Origin of the sequence: Rodentibacter ratti (assembly GCF_002000485.1) — a bacterium.
GTDB lineage: Bacteria > Pseudomonadota > Gammaproteobacteria > Enterobacterales > Pasteurellaceae > Rodentibacter > Rodentibacter ratti.
The window spans coordinates 21,653-35,791 of record NZ_MLAJ01000003.1 but is presented as its reverse complement, the minus strand read 5'-3'; the positions used below and the strand labels follow the sequence as shown (position 1 = coordinate 35,791).

The 14,139-nt window shown below is 40.8% G+C and carries 14 protein-coding genes and 2 tRNA genes; 11 read left to right on the top strand and 5 right to left on the bottom strand.

The features are described from left to right. Nucleotides 1-17 precede the first annotated feature (17 nt). The 7 genes from BKG94_RS03235 (at nt 18) to BKG94_RS03205 (ending at nt 6,368) form a co-directional block, all read left to right on the top strand. Nucleotides 18-704 carry an N-acetylmannosamine-6-phosphate 2-epimerase gene (locus tag BKG94_RS03235; RefSeq protein WP_077434171.1) on the top strand — a complete coding sequence of 229 codons (687 nt, stop codon included), beginning with the start codon at nt 18-20 and terminating at the stop codon, nt 702-704. Nucleotides 705-719: 15 nt separating this feature from the next. After that, complete coding sequence (locus BKG94_RS03230; protein WP_077434169.1) at nt 720-1,622, top strand: N-acetylmannosamine kinase; 903 nt, start codon at nt 720-722, stop codon at nt 1,620-1,622. Continuing rightward, nucleotides 1,615-2,481: a MurR/RpiR family transcriptional regulator gene (locus BKG94_RS03225; RefSeq protein WP_077434167.1), complete on the top strand. Its 867-nt coding sequence runs from the start codon at nt 1,615-1,617 to the stop codon at nt 2,479-2,481. Before BKG94_RS03230 ends, BKG94_RS03225 begins: the two co-directional genes overlap by 8 nt. A gap of 9 nt (nt 2,482-2,490) precedes the next feature. Further along, complete coding sequence (nanA, locus tag BKG94_RS03220; protein ID WP_077434165.1) at nt 2,491-3,369, top strand: N-acetylneuraminate lyase; 879 nt, start codon at nt 2,491-2,493, stop codon at nt 3,367-3,369. 100 nt (nt 3,370-3,469) lie between these two features. Then, entirely contained in the window at nt 3,470-4,273 is an 804-nt protein-coding gene (gene nagB, locus BKG94_RS03215) for a glucosamine-6-phosphate deaminase (RefSeq protein ID WP_077434163.1), read from the top strand. Nucleotides 4,274-4,329: 56 nt separating this feature from the next. Beyond that, entirely contained in the window at nt 4,330-5,484 is a 1,155-nt protein-coding gene (gene nagA / locus BKG94_RS03210) for an N-acetylglucosamine-6-phosphate deacetylase (protein ID WP_077434161.1), read from the top strand. 128 nt (nt 5,485-5,612) lie between these two features. Beyond that, the gene (locus tag BKG94_RS03205) at nt 5,613-6,368 is read left to right on the top strand and encodes a class I SAM-dependent methyltransferase (RefSeq protein ID WP_077434159.1); all 756 of its coding nucleotides are present in this window, start codon (nt 5,613-5,615) and stop codon (nt 6,366-6,368) included. A 122-nt stretch (nt 6,369-6,490) separates the two neighbouring features. On the opposite strand, the gene BKG94_RS03200 is transcribed toward BKG94_RS03205, so the two are convergent. Further along, nucleotides 6,491-7,552 (bottom strand): porin, encoded by a 1,062-nt coding sequence (locus tag BKG94_RS03200; protein ID WP_077434157.1) that lies wholly within the window; start codon nt 7,550-7,552, stop codon nt 6,491-6,493. A gap of 227 nt (nt 7,553-7,779) precedes the next feature. Beyond that, nucleotides 7,780-8,244: a ribonuclease HI gene (rnhA, locus tag BKG94_RS03195; RefSeq protein WP_077434155.1), complete on the bottom strand. Its 465-nt coding sequence runs from the start codon at nt 8,242-8,244 to the stop codon at nt 7,780-7,782. A gap of 60 nt (nt 8,245-8,304) precedes the next feature. Here rnhA and dnaQ point away from each other — a divergent pair, with 60 nt between their 5' ends. The 4 genes from dnaQ to der all read left to right on the top strand — a co-directional run bounded on the left by dnaQ (nt 8,305) and on the right by der (nt 11,296). After that, the gene (gene dnaQ / locus BKG94_RS03190) at nt 8,305-9,072 is read left to right on the top strand and encodes a DNA polymerase III subunit epsilon (protein ID WP_077434153.1); all 768 of its coding nucleotides are present in this window, start codon (nt 8,305-8,307) and stop codon (nt 9,070-9,072) included. Between the two features lie 76 nt (nt 9,073-9,148). Continuing rightward, nucleotides 9,149-9,225, top strand: a tRNA-Asp gene (locus tag BKG94_RS03185). Nucleotides 9,226-9,285: 60 nt separating this feature from the next. Beyond that, nucleotides 9,286-9,362, top strand: a tRNA-Asp gene (locus BKG94_RS03180). Between the two features lie 419 nt (nt 9,363-9,781). After that, nucleotides 9,782-11,296, top strand: coding sequence for a ribosome biogenesis GTPase Der (gene der / locus BKG94_RS03175; protein WP_077434151.1), 1,515 nt, complete (start codon nt 9,782-9,784; stop codon nt 11,294-11,296). Between the two features lie 41 nt (nt 11,297-11,337). On the opposite strand, the gene hda is transcribed toward der, so the two are convergent. From hda to upp, 3 genes are all read right to left on the bottom strand, one after another. Beyond that, complete coding sequence (gene hda, locus BKG94_RS03170; RefSeq protein WP_077434149.1) at nt 11,338-12,033, bottom strand: DnaA regulatory inactivator Hda; 696 nt, start codon at nt 12,031-12,033, stop codon at nt 11,338-11,340. Nucleotides 12,034-12,092: 59 nt separating this feature from the next. Further along, nucleotides 12,093-13,349, bottom strand: coding sequence for a nucleobase:cation symporter-2 family protein (locus BKG94_RS03165; RefSeq protein ID WP_077434147.1), 1,257 nt, complete (start codon nt 13,347-13,349; stop codon nt 12,093-12,095). Nucleotides 13,350-13,461: 112 nt separating this feature from the next. Further along, nucleotides 13,462-14,088, bottom strand: coding sequence for a uracil phosphoribosyltransferase (gene upp / locus BKG94_RS03160; RefSeq protein ID WP_077434145.1), 627 nt, complete (start codon nt 14,086-14,088; stop codon nt 13,462-13,464). Nucleotides 14,089-14,139 lie beyond the last annotated feature (51 nt).

Sequence of the window (14,139 nt, the reverse complement as noted above, 5' to 3'; positions counted from 1 at the left end):
TAGGAATGAGGGTTTCTATGTCTAGACTTACACACGAACAGATTTTTCAGCACATTCAAAATGGTTTGATTGCGTCTTGCCAGCCTGTAGATGATGGTCCGATGGATAGACCGGAAATCGTTGCGGCAATGGCTCAAGCCTCTATTATTGGTGGTGCGGCAGGGCTTCGCATTGAGGGAGTAGAGAATTTAAAAGCAACCCGCCCAACGGTAAATGTTCCGATTATCGGCATAATAAAACGTGATTTACCTGATAGCCCTGTCCGTATTACTCCATTTCTGAATGATATTGAAGAGCTGGCTAATGCCGGCGCTGATATTATCGCTGTGGACGGCACCCTTCGCCCCCGCCCTGTTGATTTAGAAAGTGCAGTCAAAAAAATCCATGAATTAGGCTGTCTTGCGATGGCGGACTGCTCCAATTTGGAAGAAGGATTATATTGTCAAAAACTTGGCTTTGATATTGTCGGTAGCACGATGTCCGGCTATACAGGTGGTGCTGTACCGGAAGAACCGGATTATCAACTCGTGAAAGATTTGAAAGCAGCAGGTTGTCGCGTGATGGCGGAAGGGCGTTACAACACACCGGAATTAGCCAAAACCGCCATTGAAATCGGCGCGGACTTTGTGACGGTTGGCTCTGCATTAACCCGCCTTGAACATATCGTCGGTTGGTTTGCCGATGCAGTGAAATCTGCAAAATAAGAGAAGGAATTCACTATGCGCTGTTTAGCTTTAGATATTGGTGGAACTAAAATTGCTGCTGCAATTGTTCAGGGTGGCGAAGTTACTCAGCGCCGTCAAATTGCTACCCCAAAAAATAATGCAGCAGAGGCATTACATCAGAGCATTGCCCGACTATTATCGGAATATGCAGAACAGTTTGATTATGTTGCGGTTGCTTCCACCGGAATTATAAATCAAGGTATTTTGACCGCACTTAATCCTAAGAATCTAGGCGGATTAGCAGAATTTCCGCTTAAAGCAAGTATTGCCCGCCACACGGATAAACCGATTGGGTTACTAAATGACGTACAAGCTGCCGCCTATGCGGAATACCAATTACAGGATCGGGATAAATTAGCTAATTTTGCCTTTATTACAGTTTCGACGGGAGTGGGGGGAGGACTGATTGTCAACCATCAATTACTTACCGAACCAAATGGTATTTCAGGGCATATCGGTCATACTTTGGCTGATCCGAACGGACCTTTATGCGGCTGCGGACGACGTGGCTGTGTTGAGGCTATCGCAGCTGGACGTGCGATTGAAGCGGTCGCATCAACGTGGAATGATCCTTGTTCACCCAAAGAAGTCTTCGATCGTTTTAGAAAAAATGATGAAAAAGCGACCGCACTTGTAGCGCGTTCAGCCTTTGCCATTGCCAATTTAGTCGCTGATTTAAAAATTTCTATGGATATGCAGAAAATCGCTATTGGTGGAAGTGTTGGATTGGCGGAAGGTTATTTACCTTTGATACAACAGTTTTTGAATGAAATGCCGGAAGTTTATCATTGTGACCTTATTCCGGCTCAATTTGGCCAAGACGCAGGTTTAGTAGGGGCAGCCTATTGGGTAAAAGATTTCTTACTTGCGCAATTGCCGGGAGGAAACTATGACTAAAAATGGGAATATTTTAAATACTATAAGTTCGCTTTATCAAAGCCTGACGAAAACCGAAAAAAAAATCGCCGATACTGTTTTATCCTCTCCGGATCTTGTTGTGGGGTATCCGCTTTCCGAAATTGCAGCGAGTTTAGGGGTAGGGGAAGCCACTTTTGTCCGCTTTTGCCGTTCAGTCGGCTTTAAGGGGTTTAGTGATTTTAAACTGGAGCTTTCCATTGAACTGGCAACAAAAGACAATGATTCCCACCCATTGCTGGAAAATGATATTGAACCTACCGATAGCTCACGCCATATTGCTCAAAAATTACAAACCGCTATTACGAACGTAGTAGATGAAACAATTAATTTACTTGATTTTGCTCAGTTAGAAGAAACCGTCAATGCGATACGCCGTGCGAATCGTATTTTTTTATTTGGCGTAGGATCATCGGGTATTACGGCAGAAGAAGCTAAAAATAAGTTAATGCGCATTGGCTTTCAGGTAGATGCCACTGGAAATAACCATTTTATGTATATGCAGGCTGCATTGTTAAAAGCACAGGATGTCGCCATTGGGATTAGCCATTCCGGTTATTCGCAAGAAACCGCTCATGCGTTAAAAATTGCCAAACAAAACGGCGCAACTACAGTAGCCATTACTCATAGTCTGCGTTCACCGGTTACAAGTTTTGCCGATTTTGTATTAGTGAACGGCAATAAACAAGGCAAATTACAGGGTGATTCCATTGGTACTAAAATCGCCCAGCTTTTTGTATTGGATTTGATTTACGCTTTATTAGTGCAAAGTGAGCAGGATAGAGCGATAGAAATAAAGCAAAAAACACTCGATGTTATTCTCGAGCAACGTATAAAATAGGAGAAAATTATGCGTGATTTAAAAGGTATTTTTAGTGCGTTATTAGTGTCATTCAACGAAGATGGTTCAATTAATGAAAAAGGATTGCGCCAAATTATTCGTTATAACATTGATAAAATGAAAGTGGACGGCCTATATGTGGGCGGTTCTACCGGTGAAAATTTTATGCTTTCTACCGCAGAGAAGAAAGAAATTTTCCGCATCGCAAAAGATGAAGCTAAAGATCAAGTGGCGCTTATCGCTCAAGTGGGCAGCGTGAATTTACAGGAGGCTGTTGAGTTAGGTCAATATGCAACCGAATTAGGTTACGATTGTTTATCTGCCGTTACGCCTTTTTACTACAAATTTAGTTTTCCTGAAATCAAACATTATTACGACACCATTATTGAGAAAACGGGCAATAATATGATCGTGTACTCTATTCCGTTCTTAACCGGTGTGAATATGGGGATTGAGCAATTCGGTGAACTTTATAAAAACCCGAAAGTGATTGGTGTGAAATTTACCGCAGGCGATTTTTATCTCTTGGAACGTTTGAAAAAGGCTTATCCGAATCACCTCATTTGGGCTGGTTTTGATGAAATGATGTTGCCTGCAGCGTCTTTAGGGGTAGATGGGGCGATTGGTTCGACATTTAACGTCAATGGTGTACGTGCCCGTCAAATTTTTGAATTAACTAAAGCCGGCAAACTTCAAGAAGCCTTAGCGATTCAGCACGTAACCAATGATTTGATTGAGGGTATTTTATCTAATGGTTTGTATTTAACCATTAAAGAATTGCTCAAGTTGGAAGGGGTAGAAGCAGGTTATTGTCGTGAGCCGATGACGGCAAAAGCAACATCGGAACAACTTGCAAAAGCAAAAGAATTAAAACAGAAATATTTATAAAAAATTGACCGCACTTAGCACAATAGCCCATTCTGTAGGAATTAATATTCTCTAACATGGTGCAATGTACTAAGTGCGGTCAAAATATAAGGAATTTATTATGCGCCTTATCCCTTTACAAACCAATGAACAAGTGAGCCGTTGGTCGGCTCGTCATATTGTTGATCGAATTAACCATTTTCGGCCTACAGCAGAACGCCCCTTTGTTCTGGGACTCCCTACCGGCAGCACACCTTTAAAAACCTATCAAGAATTGATTAGACTTCATCAAGCCGGTGAAGTCAGCTTTAAACACGTGGTGACGTTCAATATGGACGAATACGTGGGTTTACCACAGGATCACCCTGAGAGCTATCACAGTTTTATGTATAAAAACTTCTTTAATCACATTGATATCCAACCGCAAAATATTAATATTTTGAACGGTAATACAGAGGATCATGATGAAGAATGTTGCCGCTATGAAGAAAAAATTAAATCTTACGGAAAAATCAATTTATTTATGGGCGGTGTAGGAAATGATGGGCATATTGCCTTTAATGAGCCGGCATCATCATTAAATTCCCGTACACGGATTAAAACCTTGACGCAAGATACGCTTATTGCTAATTCCCGTTTCTTTGATAATGATGTGAACAAAGTGCCGAAGTATGCTTTAACCATTGGCGTTGCCACCTTATTGGATGCGGAAGAAGTGATGATTCTTGCCACCGGACACCAAAAAGCCCTTGCGGTGCAAGCCGCTGTTGAAGGGGCGGTGAACCATATGTGGACGGTTAGTGCATTACAGTTGCACCGCCACTTTATCTTGGTATGTGATGAACCGGCACAGCAAGAATTAAAAGTGAAAACGGTAAAATATTTCAATGAATTAGAGCAACGGGCTATTCATAGTGTATTGTAATTCAACGATGTCGCACGAAAGTGCGGTTGTTTTTTTGATGATTTTAGGAAGACAAAATGAAATACGCATTAATTAATTCAGTCATTTACACAAAATATGAGGTACTTCGGGATTTTGCGGTAGTGATTAACGGGGAGATTATTGAAGCCGTTATTCCACAAAATGAACTTGAAGTAGGCATTAAAACTATTGATTTACAGGGTAATAATTTAACTGCCGGTTTTATTGATCTCCAACTCAACGGCTGTGGCGGCGTGATGTTTAACGATCAAACTACGGTGGAAACCTTGGAAATTATGCAAGCTACTAATTTAAAATCCGGCTGTACCAGTTTCTTACCTACCTTTATTACCGCACCGGACGAAGGCATTAAAAGAGCGGTTAAAACCATGCGTGAATATTTAACCAAGCATAAAAACCAAGCGCTTGGGCTACACATTGAAGGACCTTATATTAGTGTGGAGAAAAAAGGGGTACATCGTCCGGAGTATATTCGTGAGATTTCCCCTGAAATGAAAGATTTTCTGTGTGAAAATGGCGAGGTGATCACTAAGATCACGATTGCTGCAGAAAATCCTACTTCACAATATATACCGGATTTTGTAAAAAGCGGTATCATTGTTTCAATTGGTCATTCCAATGCCGATTATGAAACAACGAAGGCTGCGTTCCGTAGAGGGGCAAGTTTTGCCACCCATCTGCATAATGCCATGTCGCCAATCAGCTCAGGTCGGGCTATGGGGGTTGTGGGCGCTGTGTTAGATTCTGATATTTATACCGGCATTATTATAGACGGTGTACACGTTAATTATGGCAATGTTAGACTGGATAAAAAAATCAAAGGCGATAAATTATGTATCGTCACCGATTCTATTGCCGCAGCAGGAGCAGGCCCTGAATTGGAAAGTTTTACCTTTGAAGGCAAAACCATTTATGTAAGGGAAGGACGTTGCTATGACGCTAACGGCACCATTGCAGGGGCTTCGATTACGATGATGGAATCCATCAAAAATGCCGTGGAATATGTTGAAATTCCCCTGGCGGAAGCGATTCGTATGAGTAATCTTTACCCGGCTCAAGCTATCGGCGTGGATGATCGTTTAGGTTCGGTAGAAAAAGGCAAAGTGGCGAATCTTGCCGTGTTTACACCAAATTATGAGGTGATTGGTACGGTATTGAACGGGGAATGGAAACCCAATTTGTCATCATAAAAAAACAGATTGAATCAAAATTAAAAAATCCATATCGTTACAACGGTATGGATTTTTTCTTTATTGTCTTTAATAAGAATAATTTTTATCTATAATATAAAAACTTAGTTTAAGAGTAGGAGATTAACATGGCGAAGGAAGAAGTGGGACATAATTTTCTGGCACGTTTAGGCAAAACACGTTTACGTCCCGGTGGCAAAAAAGCAACGGATTGGTTGATAGGAAACGGTGATTTCACTCAGCATAAAAAAGTGTTAGAAGTGGCATGTAATATGGGAACAACGGCAATTGGTTTGGCGAAACAATTTGGTTGCCATATTGAGGGCGTGGATTTAGATGAGGAAGCGTTAGAAAAAGCGAAAGCAAATATCGTCGCCAATAATTTACAAGATAAAATCCATGTTCAACGTGCCAATGCAATGAAGTTGCCTTTTGAAGATGAAACCTTTGATATCGTGATTAATGAAGCAATGTTGACGATGTTGCCGGTGGAAGCGAAGAAAAAAGCCATTGCAGAATATTTCAGAGTGTTAAAACCGAGTGGTTTTTTACTGACTCATGATGTGATGTTAGTCGATGATGATCATCAGACTATGCTTGATAATATGCGTAAAGCGATTAATGTTACGGTTACCCCTTTAACTAAAGAGGGCTGGAAAGGACTTTTTCAAGAAAGCGGATTCCGGAATGTGGATACATTTTCAGGAGAAATGACATTACTTTCACCAAAGGGAATGATTTATGATGAAGGCGTGTTGGGTACATTAAAAATCTTTAGAAATGCAATGAAAACTGAAAACCGTGAGCAATTTAAACGAATGTTTAAAACCTTTAATGATCCTGAACAAAAATTGCATTTTATTGCAGTATGTAGTCAAAAATAATCATGAAACTGAAAAAAGCAATGTTTAAAAAACGTTGGTTTTTATGACCGCACTTTGGGTTGGTTTAAAGCAAAAAGGCGAATCTTAAGATTCGCCTTTAAATATTTTAGTGTAATTTAAAATTACCAATATACGCGCATACCTACACCGATAGCTTTGTCGTCTGTTTTACCTTTGTAGTCGTATCCACCGTTGAGGTTGTTAGTATATTCTTTAGTGCGTAAATATTTACCTTCTAAGAATACAACCACTTGTTTATGAAGTTTGTAATCTGCACCAAGTAAGAAACCGTGAGTTTTGTCTTTACCTTCATCTTTAGTTTTTACACGCTCATATAGGTAGTTACCATAGATTTTTGATTTAGCAAGTACTTGGTATTCAAAACCTGGAGATACATAGAACTGATCTGTTTTTTGACCTTGATTTTTCTCGTGAGCATAACCAAAGTCACCGATTAATTTGAAATCGCCAAATGCATAGCTTAATGACGCTAAATAACCATCTTTACGATGTGATGCATTTGAACCGGTTTCATAGTTGGTGTGACCATAAGCGAAACGTACATCATACGCATCTCTTGCATAGATTGCTCCTACACCAAATGCATTTTTAATGGCAGGATTAAGGGCTCTGCCTTTGTCATTATGACGTTGACCAAAGTTATAGTTTGCGCTTAGTTGTAAACCTTCAATACCACGATAATCATAACGGACTACACCAGTACCAGAAGTAGGAATATAATCACCTTTTGGAATGATACCGTATTCGTAGTCGTTTGTTTGACTTAGATCATCAGAAATTGTAACTTGACGACCGAAAGTGATATCACCAGTTGCTTTGCTACCTAAACCAACATAAGCACGTTTAGCATAAAGGCTACCAAATTCATCACGAGATTCTGTATCATCAAAACGGAATTCAACACGACCTAATGCATAGAAATCGTTATCTAAATTGTGCTTAACATTAAAACCTAAACGTGAACCCGCATTACGTAAAGCAGAACTGCGGTCTTTTGTAGATTGACCTGATGCTGAAGTTTTTTTAACTTCGGCTTTTTCCATAATTAAACGAAGCGAACCGTATAATTCAACCTTAGTTCCTTCGTTATCGTAAACTACTGTCGCATTCGCTGCTGAAGCTGCAAATGCACCGATGATTAATGCTGCTAGTGTCTTTTTCATAATCGTTATTCCTTATTGGTGTGTTAATAACCAAGACTGAACTTTTCATTATCTAAAATGTCAATCGCCTAGATAGGCGGCAGGGATCATTGCAAAAAGCCATTTTTCTGTCAATGGAAAAAAGTTGTAATATTCCAAATATCAGATCAAGATCACATTTTTAAATCAAATAAGGGTAATAATTGAACAATTTTTGTTTATAAAACAGAAAAACGTATTGTCATGATTTATTCCGGGCAATGGCCCTCATCTTCAAGAGTCGGATTTTCAGCCCCTTTTTTTGCCAAAACATCACAAATTCCATTTTCACGGTGTCCGACATGCCCTTTTACCCATTTCCATTCGATTTTGTGACGTTGAATGGCATCGTCTAGCATTAACCATAAATCTTGGTTTTTTACCGGTTTCCCGTTACTGGTTTTCCAATTATTTTTTTTCCAATTTGTAATCCATTGGGTGATACCGTTTTTCATATATTGGCTATCACTATAGAGAGTAACCCGGCACGGTTCTTTCAAGGTATTGAGCGCTTCGATTACTGCACGTAATTCCATGCGATTATTTGTGGTATTGAAATAGCCTTTAGAAAGTTGTTTTTCATGCTCTTTATAGCGTAATAGAATACCAATCCCACCCGCACCGGGATTACCGAGACAGGATCCGTCGGTAAAAATTTCAATCTGTTTTTGCATAACAAAATCGTTGTTGTGTAAAATAGCGGTCATTCTAAAGGAAAGAAATAGGTTGAACAAATGATTAATCCAAATCGACAGATTGTATTGGATACGGAAACAACGGGGATGAACCAACTTGGTGCGCATTATGAAGGACATGGCATTATTGAAATTGGCGCAGTGGAGTTGGTGAACCGACGTTATACGGGCAATAATTTCCACATTTATATTAATCCGAACCGACCGGTGGATCCGGAAGCCGTTAAAGTTCATGGTATTACTGATGAAATGCTTGCCGATAAACCGGAATTTAAAACGGTAGCCCAAGAATTTTTAGATTACATTAAAGGCGCAGAGCTTTTAATTCACAATGCGCCCTTTGATGTGGGCTTTATGGATTATGAATTTAGTAAACTTGGATTGGCTGTAAAAACAACGGATATTTGTGTGGTAACAGATACTTTGCAAATGGCACGCCAAATGTATCCGGGTAAACGCAATAGTTTGGATGCCTTGTGTGATCGATTAGGAATTGATAACAGCAAACGAACATTGCACGGTGCGTTATTGGATGCGGAAATTTTAGCTGACGTTTATCTTTCCATGACTGGCGGGCAAACCAGCCTGTTTGATGAAGGGGAAGAAGAAATCAACATGATGGCTACAATAGAGAGAAATGCTGCTGAATCAATGGAAAGTGCGGTAGCTTTTTCTAATAATTTAAAACGTTTACAACCAAATGAGGAAGAATTGCAAGCCCATTTGGAATTATTGAAAGTGATCAATAAAAAAAGTAATGGAAATTGCCTATGGGATTTACATACAAATGATGAATCCGTGCATTAAATGAACGAACAAGTGTGAAATTAAAAAAAAAGATTGACGAGATAAGGGCGGATCATTATGATACGCAGCACTTAGCGGAGTGGTAGTTCAGCTGGTTAGAATACCTGCCTGTCACGCAGGGGGTCGCGGGTTCGAGTCCCGTCCATTCCGCCAAATTTTATTTACTCCTTATTGATGTGTTTACGAAAGTGAACAATAAAAAGATTAAGTTGCGGAGTGGTAGTTCAGCTGGTTAGAATACCTGCCTGTCACGCAGGGGGTCGCGGGTTCGAGTCCCGTCCATTCCGCCAATTTTTTGACGATAAATAGCACCTATGGGTGCTTTTTTTATGCCTGGAATTTGTTTCGCTCCTTGACAATATTTTTGTAAACTTTTAAGATTTGAAGCACTAGGGAGCGGCGAACTCCCCAGTATGTCGTTATTATCAATAAACAGGCAAGCTTATCAATAATAGCAGTACGACAAGGATAATGATTTGAATCATACACTTATCCTCTTCAAACGTTGCGAAAAAGCGCAACCCTCGCTTTCAAGACCTAACCTTGAAAGCGAGATTATTATAACGAAAGTTATGAATAAATAAACAGTGTTTGGAAAGCCACGATTTTTGTTCGTGGCTTTTTATTTGCTTATTTTCAAATGAGTTTTTACCAATGCCCCAACTTCCGCTATAATGCCCTCCATTTTTGAAAAGATAAGAGATTTTTTATGGCAACTCCTGTTGTGGCCCTAGTCGGGCGCCCAAATGTCGGAAAATCAACGCTGTTTAACCGCCTAACACGGACTCGTGATGCGTTGGTGGCGGATTTTCCCGGTTTAACCCGTGATAGAAAATATGGTCATGCAAATATTGCCGGGCGTGAGTTTATTGTAATAGATACCGGTGGTATTGACGGTACCGAGGAAGGCGTAGAAGAAAAAATGGCAGAGCAGTCTTTGCTTGCTATTGAAGAAGCGGATATTGTGCTTTTTCTCGTCGATGCTCGTGCCGGTTTAACGGCGGCGGATATCGGTATCGCAAATTACCTGCGTCAACGCCAAAATAAAATTACGGTGGTCGTGGCGAACAAAACCGATGGTATTGATGCGGATTCTCACTGTGCCGAGTTTTATCAACTAGGTTTGGGTGAAATTGAACAAATCGCTGCTTCTCAAGGGCGTGGTGTGACTCAATTAATGGAACAAGTCCTAGCACCTTTTGCAGAACAAATTGAAAACGGTGAGAAAACCGACCGCACTTCTGATGAAAAGCAGGACGAGTGGGAGCAAGAGTTTGATTTTGATTCGGAAGAAGACACCTCTCTCCTTGATGAAGCATTGGAAGAAGAAAACGAAGATGAGCAAGATAAAAATATCAAAATTGCCATTGTGGGTCGTCCGAATGTGGGAAAATCGACCTTAACCAATCGTATTTTAGGTGAGGACCGGGTAGTGGTTTACGATATGCCTGGCACTACTCGCGACAGTATTTATATTCCGATGGAACGTGATGGTCAGCAATATACGCTAATTGATACGGCGGGTGTGCGTAAACGGGGAAAAGTGCATCTTGCGGTGGAAAAATTTTCGGTTATCAAAACTTTACAAGCGATCCAAGATGCCAATGTTGTATTGTTAACGATTGATGCCCGTGAGAATATTTCAGATCAAGATTTATCTCTGCTCGGTTTTATTTTGAATGCCGGTCGTTCCCTTGTGATTGTGGTGAATAAATGGGACGGGCTTGATCAAGAAATTAAAGATCGTGTGAAGTCAGAGCTTGACCGCCGTCTAGATTTTATTGATTTTGCCCGAGTGCATTTTATTTCTGCTTTACACGGTAGCGGTGTGGGTAATTTGTTTGATTCCATCAAAGAAGCTTATGCTTGTGCTACGCAGAAAATGACCACTTCAATGCTGACCCGTATTTTGCAAATGGCGACAGATGAACATCAACCGCCAATGGTAGGCGGTCGCCGTATTAAATTAAAATATGCTCATCCGGGTGGGTATAATCCACCAATCATTGTAGTGCATGGTAATCAAATGGAAAAATTACCGGATGCTTATAAACGTTATTTATCCAATTATTATCGCAAGAGTTTGAAAATCATCGGTTCACCGATTCGCCTGCTTTTCCAAGAAGGTGCGAACCCTTTTGCCGGACGTAAAAATAAACTGACGCCGAATCAGTTACGCAAAAGAAAACGCTTGATGAAATTTATTAAGAAAGCAAAAAGATAATGTGAAAAAGTGCGGTTAAATTTGACCGCACTTTTTTCTTTCTAAAGATCCAGTGTTTCTTTCACAAAAGGAATGGTGAGATTACGTTGTGCCTGTAATGAGGCTTTGTCGAGCTTTTCTAAGGCTTGTAATAGCGTGTGGGTATCACGGTTTAAGCGCTTTAGGAGAAATTGTGCGGTTTCAGCGGGTAATTCAATGCCACGTTGATGAGCATTTTTTTGTAACACTTCTAATTTTTGCTCATCTGTGAGTGGCGAAAGTTGGTAAATCTCACCCCATTTTAAACGTGAGGCTAAATCGGGTAATTGCACATTTAATGCGGAAGGAGAGAGGGACGCACTCACAATCAAAAGGGTTTGCCCGCTTGCTTTGATTCGATTAAATAAATCAAAAAGGGCGATTTCCCACTCAGGATCACCCATGACGGAATCCAAATCATCTAAGCAGACGAGTGATTGTTGTTCCAGATTTTCCAGTACAGCAGGGGAGAAATAACGGGATTTGTTCAGTGGCACATAAATGGCGGCACGTTGCTCATTTAAATATTGGTTGCTGAGGGCGCGAAGCAAATGGCTTTTGCCACAGCCTGCCATTCCCCAAATGTAGAAAAATTGTTGTTGAATCTGCTGTGAATTTTTGTGTAAAGAATCAAGCAACAACAAATTGTTGTCACCATAAAAATTCTCAAGTGTATAATCATCAATTTGATGAATGGGCAAAGGTAACTGCTGATTCAAAATGATATCGGGTTCTTGATTAAGAAAGAAAAGGGCTATTTCAGCCCTTAATTTTTTGGTTATTCTACTTCATTTTTTGCTTTTGGCAAAACTAAGTTCAGGATGATTGCCACGATGGCACACAGGCTGATTCCTTTCAATGAAACGGCATCGCCAACATTCACAAACATATTACCGATACCAAAGGTCATCACCACGGAAATAATGCAAAGGTTGCGAGGTTCTGTAACATCGACTTTACCTTTGATTAAGGTGCTCATTCCTACTACGGCAATAGAACCAAAGACAAGCATCATAATACCTCCCATTACGATAGTAGGGATGGTAGAAAGGAATGCGCCCACTTTTCCACAGAAAGAAATAGCGATAGCCCATACTGCCGCCCAAGTCATAATATTCGGGTTAAAGTTACGGGTTAGCATGACAGCACCGGTCACTTCTGCATAAGTGGTATTTGGTGGGCCACCGACTAATGAAGCGGCAGCCGTGGCGACACCATCCCCTAATAAAGTGCGGTGTAATCCCGGTTTTTTTAGGAAATCTTTTCCGGTTACGGAGCTGATTGCCATAATGCCCCCTACGTGTTCCACTGCAGGTGCAATGGCAATCGGCAACATATAGAGAATGGCTTCAAGGTTAAATTCCGGTTTGGTGAGTTTCGGTAGTTCAAACCAAGGTGCATCGATTACCGGTTGAAAATTAATTAGACCGAGGAAAAGGCAAAGAATATAGCCTGCCGTGATACCAAACATAATCGGGATTAATTTCATTAATCCTTTGGCGAAAACCGCAACGGAAAGGGTGACGATTAAGGTGATCATGGAAACCAGTACGGCATCGTTATAAGCATAGGCGCTGTCTTTGCCTAATGCCATATTGACGGCGACAGGGGCGAGTCCCATACCGATAATGATGATAACCGGGCCGACCACAACCGGTGGGAAAATACGCTCTAAGGCTTGGCTACCACGAATTTTAACCAGTGCGGAAAGCGCAAAATAGACCAATCCGGCAAAAGCTAACCCTCCCATTGTAGTTGGTATGCCCCAAGTTTGTACGCCATATTGAATAGGCGCGATAAAAGCGAAAGAGGAAGCGAGAAAAATAGGCACTTGTTTGCCGGTGCAAAGCTGGAATAATAACGTGCCTATGCCAGCGGTAAGTAGAGCAGTGTTAGAGTCTAAACCGGTGATAAGCGGCACAAGCACAAGTGCGCCAAAGGCGACGAAAAGCATTTGTAAGCCGACAAAGGATTGTTTTGCAATACTTTGCACTTCTTCCGGTTGAGTAGAAGTGGTTTGATTTTGATTAGTCATTTTAGTTTCAACTCTCTGTTTGAATTAACTTGAAAGTGCGGTCAGCTTTTGAACTGTTTTCCGCCCGAAAAAAGACGGCTTGAAAGCCGTCTCAATGTTTTAGAACAGGGGATTATTTTGTTCCAAAAATTTTGTCACCCGCATCACCCAAACCCGGAATGATATAACCTTGTTCATTTAAGTGATCATCGACAGATGCGCAGTAGAGCTCAATATCAGGATGCGCAGCTTCCAACGCTTTGATTCCTTCAGGGGCTGCGACAAGCACTAATACTTTAATGTGTTTACAGCCTTTCGCTTTTAATAAATCAAGGGTAGCAATCATTGAACCGCCGGTTGCCAACATAGGATCCACCACAATGGCAAGACGTTCTTCCAAATCGCTCGCTAATTTTTGGAAATAAGGTACAGGCTCTAGGGTTTCTTCGTTACGATAAATCCCTACCACGCTGATACGTGCGCTTGGGATGTGTTCCAATACACCATCCATCATGCCGAGACCTGCACGCAAAATAGGTACGACGGTCACTTTTTTGCCTTTAATACGATCAATTTCAACAGGACCGTTCCAACCGTCAATAATCACTTTTTCTGTTTCTAAGTCTGCAGTGGCCTCATAGGTTAATAAACTGCCGATTTCGGTTGCCAGTTCACGGAATTTTTTTGTATCGATTTCCGCTTCGCGCATAACACCTAATTTGTGTTTTACTAGCGGATGCTTAACTTCGACAAGTTTCATGATTTTACCCCTTAGCTGCAAATGAATGGATTAATGTGAGTGATAAAAAAT